Raw genomic sequence first — 25,345 nt, 5'->3', positions numbered from 1 at the left:
GAGTAAATGGCAAAGACGAACGCGGCGGAGAACAGCGAGGCCAATGAGGGCGGGGATGCGCCGCTCATCGACCTCAACGAGGCTTCGCTCAAAAAGCTGATCGCTCGCGCCAAAAAGCGCGGCTACATCACCTATGACCAGTTGAACGAGGCGCTGCCGCAGGACCAGATGTCCTCGGACCAGCTCGAGGACGTGATGGCCGCGCTCAACGAAATGGGCGTCAACATCGTCGAGAACGAGGATGCTGGCGAGGACGGCGAAGAGCAGCCGGATCAGGACGACGAGGTCGAGTCGGTCGACACCGGCGATGGCTCGTCGGGCAATGTTGCCGAGAAGAAGCGCGAGACGGTCGATCGTACCGACGATCCCGTGCGCATGTACCTGCGCGAAATGGGCGCCGTGGAACTGCTTTCGCGCGAGGGCGAAATCGCGATCGCCAAGCGCATCGAGGCGGGCCGCGACACGATGATCCTCGGGCTTTGTGAAAGCCCGATCACCTTCAACGCGATCATCGACTGGTCGACCGCGCTCAACGAAGGAACGATGCAGCTGCGCGAGATCCTCGATCTCGATGCGATGCTCTCCAAGGATCCCGCGCCGGAAAGCCTCACCGACGAGGAAGAGGAAGGCGACGGCGAGATTTCCGAGAAGACCGCTGGCCCCTCCTTCAAGGAAGAGGAAGAGGTCGAGGAAGAGTCCGCCGACGGCGACGACGAGGATTCGATGACCGAACGGCGCGCGAAGCGCCCGTCGGACGACGAGGAAGAGGACAACACGCTCAGCCTCGCGCAGATGGAAGAGACGCTGAAACCCGCGGCGCTCGAGAAGTTCGCGAACATCACGTCGCTCTACAAGAAATTCTCGAAGATCCAGGCCGCGCGCCTCGATGTTCTCGCGGTCGGTAACGAGTTCACCGGAAGCGACGAATCCAAATATCAGAAGCTCCGCGAGGAACTGACCGCCGAGGTCGAGAGCGTCCAGTTTCACGGCGCCAAGATCGAATATCTCGTCGACCAGCTTTACTCGTTCAACCGGCGCCTGACCGCGCTGGGCGGCCAGATGCTTCGCCTCGCCGAGCGCCACAAGGTGCCGCGCAAGGCATTTCTCGACGAATATGTCGACCATGAGCTCGAAGACGGCTGGATGGATCGCGTCGCGAAGATCGACAAGAAATGGGCCGCGTTCGCAGACATCGAGGCCGATGCCGTCGATCGCATCCGCGCCGAGATCGGCGAAATCGCCCAGGCGACGGGCATGTCGCTCAATGAATTCCGCCGTATCGTCAACATGGTGCAGAAGGGCGAGCGCGAGGCGCGGATCGCGAAGAAGGAGATGGTCGAGGCCAATCTCCGCCTCGTGATCTCGATCGCAAAGAAATATACCAATCGCGGCCTGCAGTTCCTCGACCTCATCCAGGAAGGCAATATCGGCCTGATGAAGGCCGTCGATAAGTTCGAATATCGCCGCGGCTACAAGTTCTCGACCTATGCGACCTGGTGGATCCGCCAGGCGATCACACGCTCGATCGCCGATCAGGCGCGCACGATCCGCATCCCGGTGCACATGATCGAGACGATCAACAAGCTCGTGCGTACCAGCCGCCAGTTCCTCCACGAGCAGGGCCGCGAGCCTACGCCCGAGGAAATGGCCGAACGGCTGTCGATGCCGCTCGAAAAGGTCCGCAAGGTGATGAAGATCGCCAAGGAGCCGATCAGCCTTGAAACGCCAATCGGCGACGAGGAAGATTCGCACTTGGGCGATTTCATCGAGGACAAGAACGCGATCATCCCCGTGGATGCGGCGATTCAGGCAAACCTCAAGGAAACAGTCACCCGCGTCCTTGCCAGCCTCACCCCGCGCGAGGAGCGTGTGCTGCGCATGCGCTTCGGGATCGGCATGAACACCGATCACACGCTGGAAGAAGTCGGCCAGCAGTTCTCGGTGACGCGCGAACGCATTCGCCAGATCGAGGCAAAGGCGCTCCGGAAGCTGAAGCACCCCTCGCGCAGCCGCAAGATGCGCAGCTTCCTCGACCAGTAAGTTTTCCGAATCTGGATCAAGGGCGGTGCCGATGCGGTGCCGCCCTTTTTGAATCGACAGCTGCCCCAATCTCCTCGCATGAGCCCCGCATACATCGCAGGTTCATCTGCATTTTCGAACACCGCCGTGCGACCGGGGTCGGTTGCCACAGGGGGAATGATCACCGCCATGCTCAAGAGCCGCACGCTGAAGGCGCTGCTCCTTGCTTCGACCGTGATTTTCGCGGCGACGGCGCAAGCGCAGGATGCGAAAGGCGACCCCTTCCCCGCCGACGAACCGACGGCGGCCACCACTGACGACCGGGCGCAAGACACCGGCCAGCCGGATGACGAAATCCCGCTCATCCAGACGCCCCAGTCGGCCAGCGTGATCTTGGTCGACAGGTTTGACGAGATGGGCGCGCTCAACCTGCACGACAGCCTGCGCTATGCCACCGGCGTCCGCACCGACGCCTACGGGCTCGACGCGCGTGGCGATTATGGCTTCATCCGGGGAATCGAAGCGCCGATCTATCAGGACGGCTTGCGTCGTACCTTCGGCTATCGCGAGGGCCCGCGTCCCGAATTGTTCACGCTCTCGCGCATAGAGATACTGCGCGGCGCGTCCGCGATGCTTCATGGTCAGGGCTCGGTCGGCGGACTGCTCAACATCGTCACCAAACGACCCGAGTTCGAGACGCAGGGTACGCTTTTCGCGTCCTATGGCAGCTTCGACCGCAAGGAGCTTGGCTTCGACCTCACCGGGCCACTTGTGACCGATCAACTCGCGGGCCGCGTGATCGGTGTGTGGCGGGACAGCGAGTCGCAGACCGACTTCGCCACCGATCGCCGCTGGCTGCTCAACGCGTCGCTGACCTGGCAGATTGGCGAGGATACCAGCCTGACGCTTCTCGGCCAGGCGCAGAATGACGAGAGCGGCTGGGTCGGACAGATTCTGCCGCTGGCGGGGACGTTACGCGATGCCCCCAACGGGCGACTTTCATGGAGCACCCAGCTCGGCGAGCCTTCGACCGACCGCGTCGATCTCGACAGCCAGTGGATAGCCGCGAACTTTTCGCATCAGTTCTCGCATGTGGTCGAATTCCGCCAGAATCTGCGACAGGAATGGTTCAGGTCGAACCAGTACCTGCATTACGCCGATGTCTATACCAATCCGGACGATCCCTTTCTCGATCCCGCCGATGCGTATCTGAACGTATGGTTCCCCGACTATGCAGCGCGCGGCCAGGATCGAATCCTCAACCGCTTCGCCTTTGGTGAGCTATTCCGATCCAGCGTCTTCACGAGCGACAGCCAGTTGCAGTTCGATTTTTCGACGGGCGCGCTGACGCACGAGTTGCTGGCGGGTATCGATTATGTGCACCACAGCAGCACGATGCGCTCGACCGGGGGCTATTCGGGCGCTGCTGCGCTCGATACCAACGGCTTGCCCGTGCTTTCGCTGGCGCCTTCGGCGACGCCGATCGACGCCTATGCCCCCGAATTCGGGAATATCATCGCCAACCCGCTGATCGATGATGGTCGCCAGGTCCAGACCCAGCTTGGTGCCTATCTCCAGAGCCAGACGCGCGCGTTCGACAAGGTGTTGCTGGTACTGGGCATTCGTCGTGACCGGTTCGAAGACAATGTCGCAAGTCTGGGCGAGATCGTCCACAAGGCGACCACCGGGCGCGCAGGGCTGATGGTGGATCTGGGAGGCGGCGTTCTCCCCTATGTGAACTATTCGGAATCCTTCCTGCCGATCAATGGGCGCGACGCATCCGGCAATCGCTATCTGCCACAGCACGGCCGGCAATATGAGCTTGGTCTTAAATGGCGCCCCGACTCCTCGGCGATGCTTACGGTCGCGGCCTTCGATCTCGACGACGAGAACCGCTTGCTGGCCGATCCCGGCAATCCGCTCAATGCGGTACAGGCTGGCAAAATCAGCACGCAGGGCATCGAGCTGGAGGCGTCCAAATCGCTCCCCGGGAATTTCGATATCGTTGCCACATATAGCTACACACGCGCGAAGGATCGCGCCCGCGGGAACCTGCAGGTGGAGAGCGTCCCCCGGCATCTCGCGTCACTCTGGGGTACGAAATATCTCAGTCTCAATGAGGAGGTCGGGCTCCAGCTGGGCGCGGGCGTGCGCTATGTCGATGAAAGCGTGTCCGAAACGCTGAGCGGCAGCGGGAAGGTGATCAGTCCCGATTATGTGCTGGCCGACGCACTGATTGCCATTGACCGGGGCCCCTGGAGCCTGACGGTCAGCGCGACAAACCTGTTCGACAAGAAATATTACTCAACCTGCCTCGGTCGCGGCGATTGCTTTGTCGGTATTCGACGGACCGTCAATGCGACGCTCGGCTTCAGTTTCTGAAGCGATACGATGCGCAGGGCCGCTTGGATGTGGTCAATTCTGACCAGCGCCCTAATGCGAAATAAACCGCCTCTTTACGCGACTGATATAGAAGGTCGCCCAGATGATTGAACGCCCTTATGGGCGCACCACGATTTTTGGGGATTTCGGATGGCGATACAAGCTATTCAGACCGCGCGCAGCGGCGGCGTTTCCGACATGCTGGCCGCGCTGGTCGAGGCGGACGGATCGGGCGCGCAAGGCTATGCGCACTCCGGCGATCTGCTGTCAGGGCGCCATGCGACGCGCAATCTTGCCGATGCCGCGCATTATCTGTGCGTGCTTCATGGTCGCCACCCTGGCGTGATCGATCTGGCGGCGACCAAGACCGTACACGCAGCAGCCCGTGGCTGGCTCATCGACGCTGCCGACGGATTTTCGCGTGAGCGTGGATATCTCACGCGAATCACGGTCGCGGCTGGCCCGATCCCGAGCACGCCCGGCCAGGCCGAGTGCGAAGCGGCGGTGATGGGGCAGCGGCACGCGCTTGAAATGCTCGCCCAGTCCGATCGCGTCGGCTGCGCACTTGGTGCCGCGATCGCTCTCATCATGGACTGGAAGGCAATCCGCCGCGTGCTCGACACCGCCGCCGAGCGACTGGGGATTCCCGTTCAGCCCGCCCGGTTGCCCGACGAGCGCGAGACCCGCACCGTCGCGATGACGATCGCTGAGACGCCCAGCATCGAACGCGCGCTCGGCTTTGGCGCGCAACAGATTCTGGCGCAGCATCGCGGACTTTGGGACGTGCTTGAAGCCCGTAACGCGGCGCGCGGCGACTACTGACAACGTTCCTGCCGAACGACAGGCGACCGAATCCGGCCTTGCGCCGCCTCGCGTGCACCCCTATCGCTTCCCTTAACGTAAGGTGGAAGCGAAGAGGATCAGCGCATGCGTTTCAGCGGAACCGACAGCTATGTCGCAACCGACGACCTGAAGGTCGCGGTCAATGCAGCGGTCACGCTCCGCCGCCCGCTTCTCGTCAAGGGCGAGCCCGGCACCGGCAAGACCGTGCTCGCGCAGGAAGTCGCCGATTCGCTCGGTGCGCCGCTGATCGAATGGAACATCAAGTCCACCACCAAGGCGCAGCAGGGCCTTTACGAATATGACGCGGTGGCGCGTTTGCGCGACGGTCAGCTCGGCGACGAGCGCGTCCACGACATCGCCAACTATATCCGCAAGGGCAAGCTCTGGGAGGCGTTCACCTCGCCCACCCTGCCCGTTCTGCTGATCGACGAGATCGACAAGGCCGATATCGAATTCCCCAACGATCTCCTTCAGGAGCTCGATCGCATGGAATTCCATGTCTACGAGACCAAGGAGACCGTGAAGGCGGCCGAGCGTCCGATCGTGATCATCACTTCGAATAACGAGAAGGAGCTGCCCGACGCATTCCTGCGCCGCTGCTTTTTCCACTATATCAAATTCCCCGAGCGCGACACGATGCAGGCGATCATCGACGTCCACTTCCCCGGGATCCAGAAGATCCTCGTCCAGAAGGCGATGGACATCTTCTACGATGTCCGCGAGGTCCCCGGGCTCAAGAAGAAGCCCTCGACCAGCGAGCTGCTCGACTGGCTCAAGCTGCTCCTCGCCGAGGACATGCCCTTGGACGTGCTCCAGTCACGCGACCCGACCAAGGCGATCCCGCCGCTCCACGGCGCGCTGCTCAAGAACGAACAGGACGTCATGCTGTTCGAGCGTCTCGCCTTCATGGCGAAGCGGCAGCAGGGGCGCTGAGCTTGCGCAACGCCTGGCTGGCGCTCGCCGTCATGCTGTCCGCGGCGCCCGCCACCGCGGAGGAAATCTCGACCTCTGACAATTGGGCAGTACGCGACGATCGGCATGTGCTGGTCAATTCGGGAATTTCGATGCCCGCCAAGGCGGGTATGGTCAGCCTCGTCAAGACCGAGGAGTTCAGCAACAAGGGGCGCGGGATCGATAATGTCGCGCAATATGCTTCGCCTGATCAGGCGATTGCGGCCACGGTCTATGTCTATTTTCCAAGCTTCCCCGATGCGGGGCTGACTGCCTATCGCACGAGCCAGATCATCATGCAGCGCTTCGGCCCCGAGACACGGTTGTTCTCAGCCAGCCTGATCGACGCGGGCGGTGAAAAGGCCGCGGCGATCCGCCAGCTCTATGAGAATGCCGATGGCGGCACGCGCGCCACGGCCGCGGCCTTTCTCCGTGCGGGCGGATGGATCGTCAAGCTCCGCGTCTCCGGGCCGATGAGCCGCAACACGGATATCGTCGCGACGCTCGACGCGCTGATCGCGTCCTTGCGCTTCGAAGACAGGGCGAAGCCGACCCCGGCACATCTGCTCGAGGTCAGCGAATGCCCTATCCAGAACCCGCGCAAGGCAAAACCGCTCAAGGACAAGGACAGCGCCGATGCAGCGCTCTTTGGTGCCTTGGCCGGGCCCGCGGTGGTGGCCGGTATCGAAGGCGGCGAAGCGCCCCCGATCCAGCCCTTGACCAAGGTCTGCGTTCGCGAGCGCTTCTCGATCGGCCCGAGCGCCTTTGAGGTCATGCAGGCCACCGACGAAGGCGTCGCCCCGACATCGGTGTTCACCGTGATCAACGATTCGGGCATGATCCTGCGCGCATCACCCCGGCTTCTGGGTACAGGCCATACGTTGTTGATCCATCAGATCGGCCAGACCGAAACGCTTGGCAGCTATGACCGCATCCCCAGCGGCGAGCAGCTTCGCGACATCCTCTCGGGCACGGATTCCAAGGGCGGCGCGGTACGCTCGCGGACCGAATTCGATCCGGATGGCTCGACACGGATAAACGTCAGCAGCGACCAGTTGAAGTGATCTCTCAGGCCGGCTCAGGCTGTCGCTCGAAGACTGCCATGTGATCGGCCAGCGCCTTGCGATAGGCGGGCCGCGCAAAGCAGCGTTCCATGTACGCCATGAGCACCGGGCGCCGATCGATCAGGTCGGTGTGCCTTAGCTCCTTGAGCGCGGTCGCCAGCAATATATCGGCCACCGAGAACTCGGCGCCCGTCGCATAGTCGCGGCCATCGAGCTTTGCCGCGAGAAGATCGAGGCGTGCTTCTGTGCGCTTGACCGCAGCCGGACGGCGTTGCTTCGCCCAGTCTTCTTCGGCTGAGAAAATGTCGATATCGACCAGTTCACCCAGATGTGGCTCGACCGAATTGAGCGCTACGAAAGCCCATTGCTGTACCTTGGCACGCGCTTCGGGCGTGCGCGGCGCCAGTTTTTCCGACTTTTCGGCAATATAGAGCACGATCGCGCCCGACTCGAAGAGCTGAAAGCCATCCTCCTCGATCGCGGGAACCTGTCCGAAGGGCTGGTGTGTGCGGCGATAGTCTTCGCGCTCGATGTCCTCGCCCACAAGGCGCACGTCATAGGGAAGCCCGGCTTCCTCCATCGCCCACCGCACGCGGAGGTCGCGGACAAGACCCTGCGCGAAAGCTGGAACGGCACCGAAGGTGTAGCAGGTAAGCATGGCATCGACTCCGAATAGCTAACCATTGAGTTAACTATTAACCGCGCCGGCGAGCAGGCGCAACCCCGCCCCGCAGTTGCGTTCTTCAGTCGATGAAGGCCATCTCGAAATTGCCCCAGCGGCGGCCGTTGAAACTCAGCGGCACGAAAACGCTCTTGACCGCACGGAAGCGCCCCTGCCCCAGATCCTGGCAATAAGTGTTCAGGATGAAGTCGCCCTGGAACGACACCGCGCGCTTGGTCGAATCGTCGAAGAAAACGCGCTTGTTGCGGCAGTTGAGCGCATTCCAGCCGGGATCACCCGGGCGCTGCGGATGCGACTTCCACGACATGTGCGTGGGGAGATAGCCGTTCACGTCGGTGATGGCGACGCCAAGGATACGTGCCTCGTCGAGCCGTGCGATACGATCGAGCACGGGCTGAACGTGCGCGTCGGCAAAGGCGTTGAAGCGATTGTCCCATTGTTCCGGATCCGAACCCGGCACGGGAACATAATCGGTGTCGAACACGTCGAGCGGTGACACGAGATGTTCGTTGAGGGCATTCTCGACGATCGCGCGCACTTCCTTCATCGCGTCGATCGAGAGATCGATGAAATGGCTGTCGGCAATGCGGATGCCGCTGTGCGCGAGCTGATCGAGCATTTCATTGGACAGAATCTCGAGCCTGGTCAGCCGTTCCTGTGCAGTGATGAGCTGTCCGCCATTTTCGCGTGCGTCGATGGCAAACAGCGTAAGCCCTTCCTGCACACGCGCGACGCTGTCGTGGATCAGCGCGGTCGATTTGGCGATACCTTCGCTCTGCTGATCGACCTGCTCGACGATCTCCGTCACGTCACGGACAGTTTGATTGATCGTCGAGAAGCCGCGCTGAGCGGTGCGGCTCTTTTCCACGCCCTGGTTTATTTCCGAGATCACCGTGCCCGCTTCTCGGGTCAACGATGCCATCGTCGTCGTGATTTCGTCGGTCGCGGCGCGCGTTTCCTGCGCCAGCTTCTTCACTTCGTCGGCGACGACCGCGAAGGTTCGGCCTGCATCGCCGGCACGCTCGGCCTCGATCGTTGCGTTCAATGCGAGCATATTGGTCTTGCGCGCGATCACGTCGATGCCCGCCGAGACACGCTGGACCTGTTCCATCGCCGCCGCAAAATTGGTCATGTGTGCGCCCAGCCGCGTTACAAGGTCGGTCAGCCCGCCAAACTCGGCGATGGCGCTGCCGATCAGCTGCGCGCCGCGCTCGAGCTTGTCGTGCGCCTGTTCGGAGAGCAGCCGCGCTTCGTCGGTTGAGTCCGCGACGCGACGCTGATCGGCCTCGAGCGCGGCCGTGACCTCTTCAAGCGCCGACAGCATTTCGAGCTGGCGCTTGATTCGCGTCGCAACGCCTTCGACATAGCCCGCCGCATCACTGCAGCCGACCGCAACCTGTCCGCAATTGCGCGCGACGTCATCAATCGCGCCGCTATCACCCAGTCCCGCCGCAATTGCTTGCGTTGCCATGAGCAATCCCCCTTTCGACCCAGGATCGCTGCTAGAGGCAATTGGTTGAAGTGCGGTTAACCACGCACAGGATTGCGGGCCACGTCCAAGCTGCTAGGCTCACGACCATGTTCTTTTCCTTTCTCGACGAGCTTCGCGCGGCGGGCATTCCGGCCTCGATCAAGGAGCATCTGACCCTGCTCGAGGCGCTGGACCGCGAGGTGATCGAGCGGAGCCCCGAGGAATTCTATTATCTGGCGCGCGCCACCTTCGTGAAGGATGAGGGGCTGCTCGACCGTTTCGATCAGGTCTTCGCCAAGGTCTTCAAGGGCATCGAGACGAGCTTCGACACCGGTGCCGCGGAGATTCCCGAGGAATGGCTGCGCAAGGTTGCCGAACTCTATCTCACGCCCGAACAGATGGCCGAGATCGAGAAGCTCGGTTCGTGGGAAGAAATCATGGAGACGCTCAAGAAGCGGCTCGAGGAGCAGAAGGAACGCCATCAGGGGGGCAACAAGTGGATCGGGACCGGGGGCACCTCACCCTTCGGCGCCCATGGCTATAACCCCGAGGGCGTCCGGATCGGCCAGAATGAAGGTCGGCACGGCCGCGCGATCAAGGTGTGGGACAAGCGCGAGTTCAGGAATCTCGACAGCACCAAGGAACTGGGCACGCGCAACATCAAGATCGCGCTGCGCCGCCTGCGCCGTTTCGCGCGCGAAGGCGCGGCCGACGAACTTGACATCGATGCGACGATCGACGGCACCGCGCGCCAGGGCTGGCTCGATATCCACATGCGCCCCGAGCGTCACAACGCCGTCAAACTGTTGCTTTTTCTCGATGTCGGTGGGTCGATGGACCCGCATATCAAGCTGTGCGAGGAACTGTTCAGCGCGGCCACGTCCGAGTTCAAGAACCTCGAATTCTTCTATTTCCACAACTGCGTCTATGAGGGCGTGTGGAAGGACAATCGCCGGCGTTTCACCGAGCGTACCCCGACCTGGGATGTGCTCCACAAATATGGCCACGACTACAAGCTGGTCTTTGTCGGTGATGCCGCGATGAGCCCCTATGAGATCAGCCATCCCGGCGGGTCGGTCGAGCATTTCAACGAGGAATCGGGCGCTGCCTGGATGCAGCGCATGACGCATGTCTATCCGGCTGCCGTCTGGCTCAACCCCACGCCCGAGCAGCATTGGGGCTATTCGCAATCGACCAAGCTCCTGCGCGAATTGATGAACGATCGCATGTACCCGCTGACGCTCGAAGGACTCGACGAGGCCATGCGCGAGCTGACGCGCAAGCATTAGGCTCGTTTCGACGGGGGCGTAACGTCCTGCAAATCCGTCGTTTCAGCTGAATGCGCGCATCCATATCCTGATCGCCGTGTTGACCCTCCTGAGTTTAGCGAAGGAGGACGTTGCTATGCGTAAGACAATATTTGCCGGTGCCCTGGCCGGCATGCTGCTCACGGGCGGTGCGATGCCTGCAATTGCGCAGGACCAGCCCGCCGCCGACAGCGAAAAAGCCGCTGCCGTCAGCGTCGGCGCGACCGTCGTCGACACCAGCGGCGCGCCAGTCGGCACCGTGGAATCGGTTGCGGACGACATGGCCGTGATCTCGACGGGTGCCGCCAAGGTTCGCGTGCCTGTTTCGGCGCTTGCGGCAGGCGAAAAAGGCCTGACGATCGGAATCACCAAGGCCGAACTCGAAGCCAAGGCAAAGCCGCAATAAGCGCGGTCCCCCCGACCGCCATGGCGCGCGTCGTCTTCGGACGGCGCGCCCTTTTTAGTCGAACGGATGGTCGATGGACGGTGGGGGATTGGAGAACCAGCGCGGCCCCTGCGCTGTCATGTGGAAGCAATCCTCCAGGCGGATACCGAAATCGCCGGGGATGTAGATTCCGGGCTCGTTCGAGAAGCACATTCCCGGTGCAAGCCGCGTCGTCTCGCCATGCACGAGATTGACGGGCTCGTGCCCGTCAAGTCCGATGCCGTGCCCGGTGCGGTGTGAAAGTCCTGGCAGCTTGTACTCGGGACCGTACCCCAGTCTGGTGTAATAGGCGCGCACCGCATCGTCGACGCTGCCCGCTGCCACGCCAGGTTTCGCTGCCTCGAACGCGATATCCTGCCCCTTGCGCATGATCTGCCAGGCGTCGCGCTGAGCCTTGGTCGCTTCGCCGAAGACGAAGCTGCGCGAAATGTCCGACTGGTACCCCTGCACGTTGCAGCCGCAGTCCATCAGCACGACCTCGCCGTCGCGCACCGCCTGCGGCTTGCCCGATCCGTGGGGATAGGCGCTCGCCTCGCCAAGCAGGATCAGCGAGAACTCGGGTTCGCCGCCCAAGGCGCGGGTCGCGCCGTTCATGATCGCGCCGATGTCGGACGGGGTCATGCCGCGCTCGATCCGGGGCGCGGTGTAGCGATAGGCCGCGATCGTGATGTCCGCGGCAACCTGCATCAGCGCGATCTCGGCGGCCGATTTGTGCATGCGGCATCCACGGACAACCGAAGCTCCCGAGACGATCTGGGCGTCGGGCAGTTCACGCTTCAGTCCGTCGACGGCGAAATAGCGGACTGTCTCCTCCATGCCGATCTTGCCTGAGGCCAGCTTGCGCGCTTTCAGCCAGTCCGCCACCAGTCTGAGCGGGTCCTCATGCTCGTTCCACGTCCTGAAATCCCCGGGCACGGCGAGCGTCTCACGCACTGAGGGCTCCTCGAAAAAGGGCGTGACGATCAGGACATCGCCCTCAACAGGCAAAACGGCAGCCGTCAGGCGCTCGCTGCGGTGCCAGTGGACCCCGGTGAAATAGATCAGGCTCGATCCGGGCTCGATCAGCAATGCCGAAAGACCCTGCGCGCGCATCAGCTGTTGCGCCTTTGCGATCCGCGCCTTGCGTTCTTCGGCACCGATCGGAACGGCCTTGCCGGCTAGCGAGGTCAGGCCTTCGACCGGGGCCGGCGCTGCAAGTGCGCGTCCCTGCATGCTTGCTGCGATCGCAGCCGCACCTGTCATGCCAAGAAAACCACGGCGGCCGATGGTGAGCATGTTCTTCCTTCCGGTGATCAGTAAAGCAGACAGGGTTGCCGTTCGACCGCCCACGCGCGCTCGTCGGGCTCGGTCAGCGCATCGAGATCGGCGGGCGTCGCGTCGACATTGTCCACCCATTCGCGAAGCGCCGGTCCGCCGTTGATGACGTCGATGGCGAGCTTGCCGAGTTCGTATTCATACGGAAAATCGCGCCAGAGCGGGTAATCGGGGTAGAGCCGACGGATCGCCTTGAAGCCAAGCGCCTGGAGCCGCCAGGGCCGGAAGGCGGCGTGATCATAGCCCGGCCCTTCGGCGTGGATCTGCACACCGCTGCAGAGTTGCCCGACATGCTTGTGGAAGGTGGGCTCGAACCAGCAATCGCGCAGGATGCAGCCCTCGAGCCAGTGTGGTGCGAGTGTGCGCATCTCGGCGATCACCGCGCGCGCATCGATATCGGGCGCGCCGAACAGCTCGAGCGGCCGCGTCGTGCCCCGCCCCTCCGACAGCGTCGTGCCCTCGAGCATCACTGTCCCGCCATAGGCGCGTGCCATGTTGAGATTGGGCGCATTGGGGCTCGGATTGATCCAGATGCGCTCGCCAAGCGGCCAGCCAAAGCCCGGCGTGGCATCGGGCGCATAGCCCTCCATCTCGATCACGCGGTAGTCGACGTCGAGCTTGAAGTGATCGACGAACCACCGCCCCAGTTCGCCCAGCGTCAGTCCGTGGCGCATCGGGATCGGCCCGGCACCGACGAAGCTCTCCCAGCCGGGGCGCAGGGTCAGCCCTTCGATCGGTCGGCCCGCGGGATTGGGGCGATCGAGTATCCACACGCTCTTGCCATGCTCGGCGGCCGCCTCGAGCATGTAGAGCAAGGTCGTGATGAAGGTGTAAATGCGGCAGCCCAGATCCTGAAGATCGATCAGCACGACGTCAAAGGTGCCCATCGACTGCCCGGTCGGGCGCCGGACCTCACCGTAGAGGCTGAAAACCGGGATGCCATGCACCGGGTCGTTGAAATCGGGCGACTCGACCATATTGTCCTGCTTGTCGCCGCGCAGGCCGTGCTGCGGCCCGAAGGCCGCCGACAGCGTGATGTCCTCGCACGACGCGAGCGCATCGAGCGAATGCGTCAGATCCGCCGTGACGGAAGCCGGGTGCGCGACGAGCGCCACACGCTTGCCCTTGAGAGGAGCGCGAAGTGCCGGGTCGGCGAGAAGTCGATCAATGCCAAATTTCATGGTGGTCACTGTCCAGCGAGTGGGTGTGCAAAGCAATCGGGGTGATGGAAGTCGGGTTTGCCCGGCGCGTGCGCCAGCGCCCAGTATGATTTGTTGCCGTCGGATTCCTCGATGATTGCCGACAGGCCTAGCTGCCATTGGGCACTGTTTCGCTCGGGCAGGTCGGCGAGCGCCAACGATACGGTCAGGGCGAGCAGTTCGTCGCCCGCGCGCAGCTGGATCGCGGGCGCGGCGATGTCGAGGTCGCGCATGCCGGTGCGATAACCGCTGAAGCCATAGGCCGCCCATTCGGCCGACGGCGCGAAGTTGAATTCGTGATATACGCCGCCCGCGGCAACAAAGGCCTCGAAACAGCTGTGCTGCCACAGCCCGTCGCGACGCACAGGCGTGGCGGAGTTGGGGATGCGCAGATCGGCGATGCGTCCGATTGCCTGGAATTCGAGTGTCAGCATGTCCGCGTCGCACGCCAGATCTACCTCGATCCGCGTGATCGCCCGGCAACGGGATTCGGGATGAAGCTGCAACGCCAGACGCATGCGCCCGTCCTGATTGCTGCAACCACCTTCGTCAAGGCGAAGCCATCTGTTCCGGCACGGAAAGGGTGCTGTGCCCCGCCCTTATCTAGTATGGTCCCCGCGCACAGCCCAATTCTGCGACACCCCCAGCAGGAGACCGACGTGAACATAGACCTTACAGGAAAAACCGCCCTCATCACGGGCTCGACCGAAGGCATCGGCTATGCGATCGCACAAGGGCTCGCGGGCGCGGGCGCGGCGGTCATCATCAACGGCCGCACGACCACGAAGATCGAGGCCGCCGCCGCGCGACTTCGCGAGGAGTATCCCGGTGTGGACGTGCGCGGCGTCACGGCCGACCTCTCGAACGCGGAAGGTTGTGCGGCGCTTGTCGCAGCGGCGCCCGACATCGATATCCTCATCAACAATGCGGGCATCTTTCGCCCTGTCGACTTTTTCGAAGCCGGCGACGATGTCTGGGAGGCGCACTGGCAGATGAACGTCATGTCGGCCGTGCGCGTTTCACGAGCCTATCTGCCGGGCATGGAAAAGCGAGGCTGGGGCCGCGTCATCTTCCTTGCCTCGGAATCGGCGTTCAACATCCCGGTCGAGATGATCCACTATGGCGTCAGCAAGACCGCAGACGTCGCGGTAGCGCGCGGCCTCGCCAAGCGGATGGCGGGCACCGGCGTCACGGTGAACTCGGTGCTCCCCGGCCCCACCTTCTCCGAAGGCGTTGCCGACATGCTCAAGGACGAGATTGCGCGGACCGGAAGGCCTGCGCAGGAGGTTGCCGACGATTTCGTGAGGCAACACCGTTCGACTTCGATCATCCAGCGCGCCGCGACGGTCGAGGAAGTTGCCAACCTCGTCGTCTATGTCGCCTCCCCGCTCGCCTCGGCGACGACGGGCGCGGCGCTCCGCGTCGACGGCGGTGCGATGGACACGCTATAAGTGGCGCTTTGGCGTGGCGGGTAACGGATTTCTGGAAACCCGCCGCGCCCCATGCTAAGCGCCCGCGCGCTATGACCCAATTCCAGTCCGATCTACTGAAGCTGCTCGAAGAGCGTGGCTATATCCATCAGACCACCGATGCCGAGGGGCTTGATGCCCTTGCGGTGAAGGAGATCGTGCCCGGCTATATCGGCTTCGATCCGACCGCGCCTTCGCTCCATGTCGGCTCGCTGGTGCAGATCATGATGCTCAGGCGTCTCCAGCAGGCCGGCCACAAGCCGATCGTGCTGATGGGCGGCGGCACCGGCAAGATCGGCGATCCGAGCTTCAAGGATGAGGCGCGCAAGCTGATGACCGACGAGGTCATCGCCAGCAATGTCGCGTCGATCAAGCGCGTCTTCGAGAATTTCCTGACCTTTGGCGACGGTCCCACCGACGCGATCATGCTCGACAATGCCGAGTGGCTCGACAAGCTCGAATACATCCCATTCCTTCGGGAGATTGGCCAGCATTTCTCGGTCAACCGGATGTTGAGCTTCGACTCGGTGAAGATGCGCCTCGATCGCGAACAGTCGCTCTCCTTCCTCGAATTCAATTACATGATCCTGCAGGCCTATGACTTCCGCGAGTTGGCGGAGCGCTACGCCTGCCGCCTGCAGATGGGCGGATCGGACCAGTGGGGCAATATCGTCAACGGCATCGAACTGACGCGCCGCAAGGATGGTACGCAGGTCTACGGTGTCACCACCCCGCTCATCACCACCGCCGATGGCGGCAAGATGGGCAAGACGATGGCGGGCGCGGTCTGGCTCAATGCCGACATGCTGAGCCCCTATGATTACTGGCAGTTCTGGCGCAACACACAGGATGCCGATGTCGGGCGCTTCCTGCGCCTCTTCACCGACGTACCGCTTGACGAGATCGCTGAGCTCGAAAAGGCCGAGGGTGCTGCGATCAACGAGGTCAAGGTGCGGCTGGCGAACGAGGCGACCGCGATGTGTCACGGCGGCGAAGCCGCAGCTGCAGCCGCTGAGACCGCGCGCAAGACGTTCGCGGAGGGCGCTGCGGGTGACGATTTGCCCACGCTCGAAGTGCTGGGCGACGAGATCGCCATTGTCGATGCGCTCATCGGGCTCGGCCTCGCGACGTCGAAGGGTGAGGCGCGCCGCCTCATCAAGGGCGGCGGGGCACGCGTCGACGGCGAGAAGGTCGACGATGAGGCGTTGATGGTGGCCGTCGGCGCCGATCCCGTGCGCGTGTCGTCGGGCAAGAAGAATCACGGCGTCCTCAAACGGGCAAACGTGTGACCACGCCCGTCCCCATCCATCTGATCGGCCTGCCGACCGATTGCCATTCCTCGTTCCTTCGCGGCCCCGCAAAGGCGCCTGCGCAGATCCGCGCGGCGCTCACCAGCGATCATGGCAATCCCGCGAGCGAGCGCGGAACCGAACTTGGCGTCGAAATCGATCTTGTCGACCGCGGCGATGTCATGCTCGACGAGGGTCCCGAGGATGACGAGCGTATCACCGGTGCGGTCGCCGCTTCGCTCGACGCTGGCGCGATCCCGATCATTATCGGCGGCGATCACGCGGTCAGCTATCCGATCCTCAAGGCGATTGCGGCAGCGCACGGCCCGGTGACGATCCTGCACTTCGACGCGCACCCCGACACCTATGACGAGCTTGGCGGCGATCGCCGCTCGCATGCTTCACCCTTTGCACGCATCATGGAGGATGGGCTCGCGAAACGCCTTGTCCAGGTCGGCATCCGCACGATGAACCGCCATTGCCGTGAACAGGCCGAACGTTTCGGCATAGAGGTGATCGAGGCGCGACACTTCAGACCCGGCTGCCTGCCAGCGCTTCAGGGCCCGCTCTATATCAGCATTGATCTGGACGGCTTTGACCCCGCTTTTGCGCCGGGCGTGTCACATCATGAGCCCGGCGGGCTCAGCGTCCGCGATGTGACTGATATTCTTCTGAACCTGGAAGTCCCCATCGCCGGCGCCGATGTCGTCGAACTCAACCCCACACGCGACATCAACGGCATGACCGCCGTGGTCGCCGCCAAGATGGTCAAGGAACTCGCCGCGCTCGCCACCGCGCACCCGGCGCGCGCGCATGGAGCGGTTTGACGTCATCGTCCTCGGCGCGGGCGCCGCGGGACTCATGGCTGCACTCACCGCAGGCCAGCGCGGGCGGCGGGTACTCCTGCTCGATCATGCCGATCGGCCAGGCAAGAAGATCCTGATCTCGGGCGGGGGGCGCTGCAACTTCACCAACATTCACTGCGCGCCTGACCGCTTCCTCTCTTCGAACAGGCATTTCGCCAAATCGGCGCTAGGCCGCTACACCGCGCAGGATTTCCTCGATCTCGTCGAGCGCCACCGCATCGCCTGGCACGAAAAGACGCTGGGCCAGCTCTTCTGTGACGGCTCGTCGCGCCAGATCGTCGACATGCTGGTCGACGAATGTGCGCGGGGCGATGTCGATATTCGCTGCGAACATCGCGTCGCAACCATCGAAAAAATTGACGATTTCCAAATCACGACCCAGCGAGGCATCTTTGTCGCGCCGTCGCTGGTGATCGCGACTGGGGGACCGTCGATTCCCAAGATGGGCGCTACGGGCTTCGGCTATGATGTCGCACGTCAGTTCGGGCTGAAGGTGGTGGAGCCTCGCCCTGCGCTGGTCCCGCTGACGCTCGCCGGCGACGACATGGTCTTTCGCGGGCTATCCGGAATCGCGGTGGATTCGATCACCCGCTGCAACGGCGCGAGTTTTCGCGAAGCCTCGCTCTTCACGCATCGCGGTCTCTCGGGCCCCGCCATTCTCCAGATCTCGTCCTACTGGCGCCATGGCGACGCGATCGTGATGGACATCCTCCCCGACCGCGACGCTGCGGCGCTGCTCCTCGACATCAAGCGCGCCCGGCCGAGAGTCCAGATCCACACCGTTCTGGGCGAACTGCTCCCCGACCGCCTCGCAGATCTGATCCGCGCGCCACTCGGCCTCAAGGGCGAGCTCGCAAACATCCCCGACAAGGCCCTGCGCGCAGCGGGCGAACGCCTCAATGGCTGGCGCTTCGTCCCCAACGGCTCCGAAGGCTTCGCCAAGGCCGAGGTGACGGTGGGTGGCGTCGACACCGCCGGCCTCTCCTCGCAGACGATGGAGGCGCGCAAGGTGCCCGGCCTCTATTTTATTGGCGAAGCGGTCGACGTCACCGGCTGGCTCGGCGGATATAATTTCCAGTGGGCCTGGGCGAGCGGGGTCGCGGCGGGGCAAGCGATCTGAGGCCTGAGACAAGCGCCGGGCGTCGCGGAAACTACGCAGGGGGAACGCCGGCGAAAGCTGCGTGTTTTTCCAGCAGATTCTTACACGCGCGCAAAGGAGAGCAGACCATGAAGCGGGGATTTCTCGGCGTCATATCGCTGTCGCTGATCGGAGCAATCGGCTCGGTACAGGCCCAGATTCCCGGCATACCCGGTGGTGCGGGGGCTATGGGCGTGCCCGACGTGTCCTCGATGGGCATGGGCAATGCGGCGGGCGTGCTCAGCTATTGCGTGAAAAACAAGGTTCTCGGCGGAAGCGACGCCAGTTCCGTGCTCGGCAGTCTGACCAAAAAACCTGATGTGACCAAGTCCAAGGACTATGGCGTCGGATCGGCCGGCAAGGTATTGACGGGCAAGGGGCAGAGCTTCTCGCTCGACAGTGCGCCGAAGCAGCTGAAGTCGCAGGTCTGCGATATGGTGTTGAAACAGGCCAAATCGTTCATCTAGTCGCTTCACAGATCGACGCGCATCGCGGCATACCGCGCGTATTCCGCCCGGGACTTGTCATTGACAACGCGCCATTACTTCGTCGAGAATCATCCAACGGTCGCGTTCGTGTATTCTCATGCGGAGCGTGGCATCCGATGAAGATGACGGGAAAGCCCTTCGTGCTGCTGCTGGCGATTTTCGCCGTCAGCTGTTCTGCCCAGAAAGATGAGCAGGCTGCCGAAAACCAATCGAGCGAAGCCGCACCGCCGCCGCTTGCATACCAGCTGGCGCTCCCTGAAGATCTCCGCGCCGCCGTCGACAAGAGCTTCACAGGGGATCTGGACGCCATGGTCCAGCGCAGGATCATCCGCGCCGGCGTGCCGTTCAACCGTACCTTCTATTTCGTCGACCAGGGCGTCCAGCGCGGTCTTTCGTACGAGTATCTGATGCTGTTCGAGGAGCAGCTGAACAAAAAGCTGAATAGCGGAAACCTCAAGATCCACGTCGTCCTGCTACCCATGCCACGCGACATGCTGTTGCCGTCGCTTCAGTCGGGTAAGCTCGACATGGTCGTCGCGCAGCTGACCGTCACGCCGGAGCGGCAGAAGCTTGTCGACTTCACCAATCCGACGCGCACGGGCGTGAATGAAGTTGTCGTGACGGGCCCCGACGCGCCGCCGCTCGACAGCCTGGATGATCTGTCAGGCAAGAAGGTCTTTGTTCGCAGGAGTTCCAGCTATTATGCGAGCCTGGTGGGGCAGAATGCGAAGCTGAAAACACAGGGCAAGGCCCCGATCGACATAGAGGAAGCCTCCGAGAGCCTCGAGGATGACGACCTGCTCGAAATGGTCAACGCCGGGCTGATCCCCGCGACCGTCGTCGACAATTTTCTCGCCGACTATTGGAAGCAGATATTCCCCGACCTGACTATACACAACAATCTCGCGGTGCGGACCGGTGGCAATCTTGCCGTCGCACTTCGCAAGAACAGCCCGCAATTTGCGGCCGAGCTCAATGCGTTCATCGCTGACCATGGATTGACCAGCGTGATCGGCAGGGTCCTTTCCAAACGGTATCTGCAGGGTACCAAATATGTGCAGAATGCCACGTCGGAAGCCGAGAGGAAGAAATTTCTCGCGATGCGGGACCTCTTCCAGCGCTATGGGCAGCAGTATGAGTTCGATTATCTTTTGATGGCGGCGCAGGCCTATCAGGAGTCGAAGCTCGACCAGGATGCAAAGAGCCATGTCGGCGCGATCGGCGTGATGCAATTGATGCCGGCAACGGGCGAGGAGCAGAAAGTCGGCGATGTGCGGCAGCTGGAGCCCAATATCCACGCCGGGGTGAAATATATGCGTTTCATGCGCAACCAGTATTTCGAAGGCGAGCCGATGACCGCGCTCAACAAGGGGCTGTTCACCTTTGCGTCGTACAATGCCGGGCCCGGTCGAATCCGCCAGCTTCGTCGCGAGACGGCGCAGCGCGGGCTGGACCCCAATGTGTGGTTCGGCAATGTCGAGCGGATCGCATCCGAACGGATCGGCCGCGAAACCGTCACCTATGTCGGCAACATCTACAAATATTATATCGCATACCGGCTCATCACCGAAGAGCAGGCGCGGCGCGCGGCCGCGAAGTCCGAGCTGCAAAAGGGCAAGCGCTAGCGCGCACCGAGCGCCACCGTTGCGGTGGTATTCGTGCTTAAGTCGTGCTAAGGGCCGCGCCTTCGCCGGGTGTCGCTTCGACCCCGTGCCCCAGAACTTGGAATTCAGATGCCCTTCTCTTCGCTGCCCGCCACGATTGGCGAGGCGCTGGCCGAGCGCGGTTATGCCGCGCCTACCGATGTTCAGGCCGCCATCATCACTCAGGAAACCGAGGGCCGCGATCTGCTCGTCTCCGCGCAGACCGGCTCGGGCAAGACCGTCGCCTTCGGGCTTGCCATGGCGTCCGATCTGCTCGGCGGGCAGGAAAAACTCGGCTACGCGGTCGAACCGCTGGCGCTGATCGTCGCGCCCACGCGCGAGCTCGCAATGCAGGTTCAGCGCGAACTGAGCTGGCTTTATGCCAAGGCAGGGGCGCGCGTCGCATCCTGCGTCGGCGGCATGAATATCCGTCAGGAACAGCGCGCGCTCCAGAGCGGCGCGCATATCGTCGTGGGGACGCCTGGCCGCCTGCGCGACCATATCGAGCGCGGCAGCCTCGCCGCCGGCAGCATCAAGGTTGTCGTGCTCGACGAGGCCGACGAGATGCTCGACATGGGTTTCCGCGAGGAGATCGAGGAAATCCTCGACGTCACGCCCCCGGAACGCCGCACGCTGCTTTTCTCGGCAACGCTCCCCCGCCCCATCGCCAACCTCGCCAAGACCTATCAGCGCGATGCACTGCGCATCCAGACCGTGGCTTCGGGCCAGGCGCATGCCGATATCGACTATCGCGCGATCGCCGTGCCGCCCTCGGCGATCGAGAATGCGGTGGTCAACGTGCTGCGCTTCTATGAAGCCGATGGCGCGATGGTGTTCTGCGCGACGCGCGAGAATGTCCGCCGGCTCGCAGCCAGCCTCACCGAGCGTGGCTTTTCCGCGGTCGCGCTGTCGGGCGAACTGAGCCAGAACGAGCGCAATCACGCACTACAGGCGCTGCGCGATCGCCGCGCGCGCGTCTGCGTGGCGACCGACGTCGCCGCGCGCGGCATTGATCTGCCCAATCTCGGTCTCGTCGTTCATGCCGAACTGCCGATCGACGCCGAGACGCTCCAGCACCGTTCGGGGCGCACGGGCCGTGCGGGGCGCAAGGGCACCTGCATCATGGTCGTCCCCTATCAGCGGCGTCGCCGCGCCGAAGGGCTGCTGCGCGCCGCCAATGTGAAGGCGCAGTGGGTCGACGCACCCAGCGCCGAGGATATCCGTGCGCGCGATCAGGAGCGACTTCTCGAAACCATCGTCCCGGGCGAGGTCGCCGAGGATGATCTGGCGATCGGCCGCACGCTGCTTGAGCGCCACAGCGCCGAGGAAATCGCGGCAGCACTCGTCCGCGCGCATCGCCGCGAACTGCCCGAGCCCGAGGAACTGCTCGGTAGCGGTCCCGACGATCGCGGGCAGCGCACCGACGGCAAGCGCGACGGCTTCGAGGATGTGGTCTGGTTCCGCATGAGCGTTGGCCGCAACGATCGTGCCGATGCGCGCTGGATCCTGCCGCTGATCTGCCGCCGCGGTCACATCACTAAGAACGAGGTCGGCGCGATCCGCATCGGCGATCGCGAGACCATGTTCCAGATTCCGCGCGCGATGGCCGATCGCTTCGCCCAGGCCGTCCGGAAGACCGCGACCGAGGACGAAGACGTCCGGATCGAACATTCGGCCGAAGGTCCGCCCCCGATGCGCGGCGGTGGTGGTCGTCGCCCCAACGGTCCGCCCGCAGCCAAGCGTTATTCGCCGAAGCCTTATCGCGGCAAGAAGTCCGGCCCCGGAGCGGGGTCGGGCCCAGGCCGTCGCGGGTGATCCTGATCGATGGCGACGCTTGCCCGGTAAAGGAGGAAATCTACCGGGTTGCGCGCCGCTACGACGTTCCGGTCAAGCTCGTCACCAACAGCTTTATCCGCGTGCCGCCCGAACCGCTGATCGAGCGGGTTCTGGTGGGATCGGGCTTCGACGCCGCGGATGACTGGATCGCAGAGCATGCCTCGGCCGATACGATCGTGATCACCGCTGACATCTTGCTCGCCGATCGCTGCATCAAGGCGGGCGCAGCAGTTCTCGGCCCTAATGGCAGACCCTTCGACGCGCATTCGATCGGCTCAGCCGTCGCGACCCGAGCGCTGATGGCTGATCTGCGTGCGATGGATGAGGTGCGCGGCGGTCCCCCGCCCTTCAGCAAGGCAGATCGCTCGCGCTTCCTCTCGGCGCTCGATACCGCGGTCGTAAAGCTCAAACGACGGTAAACGCCGACTTAACCCTGTCTTTTAGCCACATCTTGTACCGGGAGCGTCACCATTCGGCGCTTGCGAACACGTGTGGGGAAGAGTTCAGCAATGGCGTGGCCGATCGCCCGGCAGATTAATGATATCGACCAGCGCCGCGCCGACCGGAAAGAGATCGGCGTGCCGACGCTGTTCCGTCGCCGCTCACCGCCGATCACGCGTCCCGAACCCGCGACCCTCGTAAACCTCTCGCGCCTGGGTTTCCTCGTCCGGACGGACATGGTGATCATCGACGGCGCGCTGGTTTCGGTCGAACTGCCGATGCTGGGCGAAGTCAGGGCGCGCACTGTCTGGTCAATGGGCGAGGAAGTGGGAGCCGAGTTCCTCGCACCAATCCCGCAGATGCAATTCGAGAATGTGATCGCCGCGATCGAGCGACACCAGGAAGCCGCTCAGCCCGAGCGCAGCAGTTCCACACCCGAATCCCTTTCGAACAGATAGAGCGCGGTTCGCGCGGCCTGCCCGCGCACGCCCTGCAGTCCACCGTCGCGGTCGACCAGCAGGCGCGCGTCATCGGTGGCGACGGGCAGAAAATGTTGCAGATGTTCCGGGCTGGCCAACCGGAAGCGCGCTTCGCCCGATTGCTTCGTGCCAAGGATTTCGCCCGCCCCGCGCAGTCGCAGATCCTCTTCTGCAATGCGGAATCCGTCATTGGTTTCGCGCATCAGCGCCAGCCGTGCGCGTGAAGTTTCGCTGAGCGCATTGCCGCGCAAGAGCAGGCAGACCGAACGCCCCTCGCCTCGCCCGACGCGCCCGCGTAGCTGGTGGAGCTGCGCGAGCCCGAAACGATCAGCGCCCTCGACGATCATCAGCGTTGCATTGGGGACATTGACGCCCACCTCGATTACGGTGGTCGCGACAAGGAGTTGCGTGGCGCCGCGCTGGAACGCGTCCATGACTGCGTCCTTCTCGGCACCCTTCATCCGGCCATGGACCAGCCCTACCCTGTCATCTCCGAAGCGCCGTTTGAGAGCGGCCGCGCGCTCCTCCGCGGCTGCCTGATCGCTCGTCTCGCTTTCCTCGACCAGCGGACACACCCAATAAGCCTGCCCTCCGCCCGACAAATGTCGTGCCAGCCCGTCCACCACTTCGGGCAGGCGCTCGTCGGAAATCACGCGCGTTTCCACCGGTTGGCGTCCCGGCGGCATCTCGTCGAGGCGGCTCACGTCCATCTCGCCATAATGGGTGAGCGTGAGCGTGCGCGGGATAGGCGTCGCGGTCATCACGAGAAGGTGCGGCGGATGCTCGGCCTTCTGCGCCAGCATCAAGCGCTGCGCGACGCCGAAGCGATGTTGCTCATCGACCACCGCGAGCCCGAGATTCTTGTACGCCACCGCATCCTGGAAGATCGCATGCGTGCCAATCAATATGTCGATCGAGCCATCGGCGAGCCCCATCAGCGTCGCCTCGCGCACGCGCCCCTTGTCACGCCCGGTCAGGATCGCGACGTTTACGGGCATGCCGGCAAGGTCGCGCGTGATCGTCTCGTAATGCTGGCGTGCAAGGATTTCGGTCGGCGCCAGCAATGCCCCCTGCGCGCCCGCCTCGACCGCGCTCAGCAGCGCCATCAGCGCGACCAGTGTCTTGCCCGATCCGACATCGCCCTGGAGCAGCCGCAGCATCGGCTGTTCCTGCTGCATGTCGCCCTCGATCTCGGCGATCGTGCGTCGCTGCGCGCCGGTAGGCGCATAGGGCAGTTTCAACGCATCGCGCAGCCGGCCATCGCCCTTGAGCGCCCTGCCCCGCCGTTTTCGCGTCGAGGCGCGCACGAGCATCAGCGCGAGCTGGTTAGCGAAGATCTCGTCATAGGCGAGACGGTCGCGCGCCATCTTGTCGGCGGGATTGGCGTGGATGCGCACAAGCGAATCACGCCAGTCGGGCCAGCCATGCTGCGCCTTCAGGCTCGGCTCGATCCATTCGGCCAGATCGGGCGCGCGCTCCAGCGCCTGTTCGGCGAGTTGGGCGACGCGCTTGCCCGTCAATCCTTCCGAAAGCGGATAGACCGCCTCGCGCTCGGGCAGGCTCGCGCTTTCGCCGGGCGCCAGCACATAGTCGGGATGGACGATCTGGAGTTCCTGCCCGTAATTTTCGAGCTTGCCCGAAACCACGCGCGGCTCGCCCAGCGGCAATAATTTCCTGGCCCACCCCGGATTGCCGCCAAAATAGACGAGCGTGACCACGTTGCCGTGCTTGTCGGCAGCAGCCACGCGGAACGGGCTGCGCGGACCGCCGCTGCGATAGTCGGTGGGCGTCAACTCGATGGTGATGACGCGCCCGGTATCGGCCATGCGCAGTTCGTCGACGCGCATCCGGTCTATCCATCCCGTCGGCAAATGGAACGCGACGTCGATGGCGCGCGCAAGGCCAAGCCGTTCCAATGGCTTGGCGAGCTGTGGCCCGATGCCTTTGAGCGCCGTTATTTCGGCAAAGAGCGGATTGAGAATATCGGGTCGCATGACTATCTGGGCCCTGCTTATAGCT

General features: G+C 63.4%; 22 protein-coding genes. 16 read left to right on the top strand and 6 right to left on the bottom strand.

What is annotated here, in order from left to right:
- Window positions 1-6 precede the first annotated feature (6 nt).
- From rpoD to MKI88_RS01950, 5 genes are all read left to right on the top strand, one after another.
- A complete protein-coding gene (rpoD, locus tag MKI88_RS01970; RefSeq protein ID WP_241628997.1) occupies window positions 7-2,040 on the top strand; it encodes an RNA polymerase sigma factor RpoD in 2,034 nt (677 codons plus the stop codon).
- A gap of 156 nt (window positions 2,041-2,196) precedes the next feature.
- Window positions 2,197-4,401 carry a TonB-dependent siderophore receptor gene (locus tag MKI88_RS01965; RefSeq protein ID WP_241628995.1) on the top strand — a complete coding sequence of 735 codons (2,205 nt, stop codon included), beginning with the start codon at window positions 2,197-2,199 and terminating at the stop codon, window positions 4,399-4,401.
- Window positions 4,402-4,551: 150 nt separating this feature from the next.
- Window positions 4,552-5,223, top strand: a complete 672-nt coding sequence (locus MKI88_RS01960; protein ID WP_241628990.1) for a DUF6975 family protein — start codon at window positions 4,552-4,554, stop codon at window positions 5,221-5,223.
- A 105-nt stretch (window positions 5,224-5,328) separates the two neighbouring features.
- Window positions 5,329-6,177 carry a MoxR family ATPase gene (locus MKI88_RS01955; RefSeq protein ID WP_241628987.1) on the top strand — a complete coding sequence of 283 codons (849 nt, stop codon included), beginning with the start codon at window positions 5,329-5,331 and terminating at the stop codon, window positions 6,175-6,177.
- 2 nt (window positions 6,178-6,179) lie between these two features.
- Complete coding sequence (locus tag MKI88_RS01950; protein WP_241628985.1) at window positions 6,180-7,259, top strand: hypothetical protein; 1,080 nt, start codon at window positions 6,180-6,182, stop codon at window positions 7,257-7,259.
- A 4-nt stretch (window positions 7,260-7,263) separates the two neighbouring features.
- Here MKI88_RS01950 and MKI88_RS01945 read toward each other — a convergent pair whose 3' ends face one another.
- A complete protein-coding gene (locus MKI88_RS01945) occupies window positions 7,264-7,917 on the bottom strand; it encodes a glutathione S-transferase family protein (RefSeq protein ID WP_241628982.1) in 654 nt (217 codons plus the stop codon).
- An 85-nt stretch (window positions 7,918-8,002) separates the two neighbouring features.
- Window positions 8,003-9,412, bottom strand: a complete 1,410-nt coding sequence (locus MKI88_RS01940) for a methyl-accepting chemotaxis protein (RefSeq protein ID WP_241628979.1) — start codon at window positions 9,410-9,412, stop codon at window positions 8,003-8,005.
- 107 nt (window positions 9,413-9,519) lie between these two features.
- Between MKI88_RS01940 and MKI88_RS01935 the strand changes: the two genes are divergently transcribed.
- Together MKI88_RS01935 and MKI88_RS01930 are read left to right on the top strand one after the other, a co-directional pair.
- The gene (locus MKI88_RS01935) at window positions 9,520-10,701 is read left to right on the top strand and encodes a VWA domain-containing protein (protein WP_241628977.1); all 1,182 of its coding nucleotides are present in this window, start codon (window positions 9,520-9,522) and stop codon (window positions 10,699-10,701) included.
- A gap of 115 nt (window positions 10,702-10,816) precedes the next feature.
- Window positions 10,817-11,125, top strand: a complete 309-nt coding sequence (locus MKI88_RS01930; RefSeq protein ID WP_241628975.1) for a hypothetical protein — start codon at window positions 10,817-10,819, stop codon at window positions 11,123-11,125.
- A 54-nt stretch (window positions 11,126-11,179) separates the two neighbouring features.
- Here MKI88_RS01930 and MKI88_RS01925 read toward each other — a convergent pair whose 3' ends face one another.
- From MKI88_RS01925 to MKI88_RS01915, 3 genes are read right to left on the bottom strand one after another with little or no spacing between them, the layout of a single operon-like run.
- The gene (locus tag MKI88_RS01925; RefSeq protein WP_407073287.1) at window positions 11,180-12,439 is read right to left on the bottom strand and encodes a M24 family metallopeptidase; all 1,260 of its coding nucleotides are present in this window, start codon (window positions 12,437-12,439) and stop codon (window positions 11,180-11,182) included.
- A 17-nt stretch (window positions 12,440-12,456) separates the two neighbouring features.
- Window positions 12,457-13,659: an exo-beta-N-acetylmuramidase NamZ domain-containing protein gene (locus MKI88_RS01920; RefSeq protein ID WP_241628973.1), complete on the bottom strand. Its 1,203-nt coding sequence runs from the start codon at window positions 13,657-13,659 to the stop codon at window positions 12,457-12,459.
- A 5-nt stretch (window positions 13,660-13,664) separates the two neighbouring features.
- On the bottom strand, window positions 13,665-14,195 hold the full coding sequence (locus MKI88_RS01915) for a DOMON-like domain-containing protein (RefSeq protein WP_241628971.1): 531 nt from the start codon (window positions 14,193-14,195) through the stop codon (window positions 13,665-13,667).
- A gap of 141 nt (window positions 14,196-14,336) precedes the next feature.
- Here MKI88_RS01915 and MKI88_RS01910 point away from each other — a divergent pair, with 141 nt between their 5' ends.
- The 9 genes from MKI88_RS01910 (at window position 14,337) to MKI88_RS01870 (ending at window position 23,305) form a co-directional block, all read left to right on the top strand.
- The gene (locus tag MKI88_RS01910; RefSeq protein ID WP_241628969.1) at window positions 14,337-15,128 is read left to right on the top strand and encodes an SDR family NAD(P)-dependent oxidoreductase; all 792 of its coding nucleotides are present in this window, start codon (window positions 14,337-14,339) and stop codon (window positions 15,126-15,128) included.
- A 71-nt stretch (window positions 15,129-15,199) separates the two neighbouring features.
- Window positions 15,200-16,435 (top strand): tyrosine--tRNA ligase, encoded by a 1,236-nt coding sequence (gene tyrS / locus MKI88_RS01905; RefSeq protein ID WP_241628967.1) that lies wholly within the window; start codon window positions 15,200-15,202, stop codon window positions 16,433-16,435.
- Window positions 16,432-17,262, top strand: a complete 831-nt coding sequence (locus tag MKI88_RS01900; RefSeq protein ID WP_241628962.1) for an agmatinase family protein — start codon at window positions 16,432-16,434, stop codon at window positions 17,260-17,262. Before tyrS ends, MKI88_RS01900 begins: the two co-directional genes overlap by 4 nt.
- Window positions 17,249-18,421, top strand: a complete 1,173-nt coding sequence (locus MKI88_RS01895) for an NAD(P)/FAD-dependent oxidoreductase (protein ID WP_241628960.1) — start codon at window positions 17,249-17,251, stop codon at window positions 18,419-18,421. The genes MKI88_RS01900 and MKI88_RS01895 overlap by 14 nt, the downstream gene beginning before the upstream one ends.
- Before the next feature lie 107 nt (window positions 18,422-18,528).
- Window positions 18,529-18,906, top strand: a complete 378-nt coding sequence (locus tag MKI88_RS01890) for a DUF2501 domain-containing protein (protein ID WP_241628957.1) — start codon at window positions 18,529-18,531, stop codon at window positions 18,904-18,906.
- A gap of 137 nt (window positions 18,907-19,043) precedes the next feature.
- Window positions 19,044-20,552: a transglycosylase SLT domain-containing protein gene (locus MKI88_RS01885; RefSeq protein WP_241628955.1), complete on the top strand. Its 1,509-nt coding sequence runs from the start codon at window positions 19,044-19,046 to the stop codon at window positions 20,550-20,552.
- A gap of 108 nt (window positions 20,553-20,660) precedes the next feature.
- Window positions 20,661-22,385, top strand: coding sequence for a DEAD/DEAH box helicase (locus MKI88_RS01880; RefSeq protein WP_241628953.1), 1,725 nt, complete (start codon window positions 20,661-20,663; stop codon window positions 22,383-22,385).
- A complete protein-coding gene (locus MKI88_RS01875; RefSeq protein ID WP_241628951.1) occupies window positions 22,382-22,825 on the top strand; it encodes a YaiI/YqxD family protein in 444 nt (147 codons plus the stop codon). The genes MKI88_RS01880 and MKI88_RS01875 overlap by 4 nt, the downstream gene beginning before the upstream one ends.
- A 90-nt stretch (window positions 22,826-22,915) precedes the next feature.
- On the top strand, window positions 22,916-23,305 hold the full coding sequence (locus MKI88_RS01870) for a hypothetical protein (RefSeq protein ID WP_241628949.1): 390 nt from the start codon (window positions 22,916-22,918) through the stop codon (window positions 23,303-23,305).
- On the opposite strand, the gene recG is transcribed toward MKI88_RS01870, so the two are convergent.
- Window positions 23,257-25,320 (bottom strand): ATP-dependent DNA helicase RecG, encoded by a 2,064-nt coding sequence (recG, locus tag MKI88_RS01865; RefSeq protein ID WP_241628947.1) that lies wholly within the window; start codon window positions 25,318-25,320, stop codon window positions 23,257-23,259. The genes MKI88_RS01870 and recG overlap by 49 nt on opposite strands.
- Between the last annotated feature and the right edge of the window lie 25 nt (window positions 25,321-25,345).

This window comes from Sphingomonas sp. LaA6.9, assembly GCF_022601895.1.
Taxonomy (GTDB): domain Bacteria; phylum Pseudomonadota; class Alphaproteobacteria; order Sphingomonadales; family Sphingomonadaceae; genus Sphingobium_A.
The sequence above is the reverse complement of the archived record's forward strand: the minus strand, read 5'-3'. Positions and strand labels throughout refer to the sequence as shown.

What these genes read in the sequence shown, in the direction of transcription:
- rpoD (WP_241628997.1), top strand. Translation starts at nt 7, where the DNA reads ATGGCAAAGACGAACGCGGCGGAGAACAGCGAGGCCAATGAGGGCGGG.
- MKI88_RS01965 (WP_241628995.1), top strand. Translation starts at nt 2,197, where the DNA reads ATGATCACCGCCATGCTCAAGAGCCGCACGCTGAAGGCGCTGCTCCTT.
- MKI88_RS01960 (WP_241628990.1), top strand. Translation starts at nt 4,552, where the DNA reads ATGGCGATACAAGCTATTCAGACCGCGCGCAGCGGCGGCGTTTCCGAC.
- MKI88_RS01955 (WP_241628987.1), top strand. Translation starts at nt 5,329, where the DNA reads ATGCGTTTCAGCGGAACCGACAGCTATGTCGCAACCGACGACCTGAAG.
- MKI88_RS01945 (WP_241628982.1), bottom strand. Translation starts at nt 7,917, where the DNA reads ATGCTTACCTGCTACACCTTCGGTGCCGTTCCAGCTTTCGCGCAGGGT.
- MKI88_RS01940 (WP_241628979.1), bottom strand. Translation starts at nt 9,412, where the DNA reads ATGGCAACGCAAGCAATTGCGGCGGGACTGGGTGATAGCGGCGCGATT.
- MKI88_RS01935 (WP_241628977.1), top strand. Translation starts at nt 9,520, where the DNA reads ATGTTCTTTTCCTTTCTCGACGAGCTTCGCGCGGCGGGCATTCCGGCC.
- MKI88_RS01930 (WP_241628975.1), top strand. Translation starts at nt 10,817, where the DNA reads ATGCGTAAGACAATATTTGCCGGTGCCCTGGCCGGCATGCTGCTCACG.
- MKI88_RS01925 (WP_407073287.1), bottom strand. Translation starts at nt 12,439, where the DNA reads ATGCTCACCATCGGCCGCCGTGGTTTTCTTGGCATGACAGGTGCGGCT.
- MKI88_RS01920 (WP_241628973.1), bottom strand. Translation starts at nt 13,659, where the DNA reads ATGAAATTTGGCATTGATCGACTTCTCGCCGACCCGGCACTTCGCGCT.
- MKI88_RS01915 (WP_241628971.1), bottom strand. Translation starts at nt 14,195, where the DNA reads ATGCGTCTGGCGTTGCAGCTTCATCCCGAATCCCGTTGCCGGGCGATC.
- tyrS (WP_241628967.1), top strand. Translation starts at nt 15,200, where the DNA reads ATGACCCAATTCCAGTCCGATCTACTGAAGCTGCTCGAAGAGCGTGGC.
- MKI88_RS01895 (WP_241628960.1), top strand. Translation starts at nt 17,249, where the DNA reads ATGGAGCGGTTTGACGTCATCGTCCTCGGCGCGGGCGCCGCGGGACTC.
- MKI88_RS01890 (WP_241628957.1), top strand. Translation starts at nt 18,529, where the DNA reads ATGAAGCGGGGATTTCTCGGCGTCATATCGCTGTCGCTGATCGGAGCA.
- MKI88_RS01885 (WP_241628955.1), top strand. Translation starts at nt 19,044, where the DNA reads ATGAAGATGACGGGAAAGCCCTTCGTGCTGCTGCTGGCGATTTTCGCC.
- MKI88_RS01880 (WP_241628953.1), top strand. Translation starts at nt 20,661, where the DNA reads ATGCCCTTCTCTTCGCTGCCCGCCACGATTGGCGAGGCGCTGGCCGAG.
- MKI88_RS01870 (WP_241628949.1), top strand. Translation starts at nt 22,916, where the DNA reads ATGGCGTGGCCGATCGCCCGGCAGATTAATGATATCGACCAGCGCCGC.
- recG (WP_241628947.1), bottom strand. Translation starts at nt 25,320, where the DNA reads ATGCGACCCGATATTCTCAATCCGCTCTTTGCCGAAATAACGGCGCTC.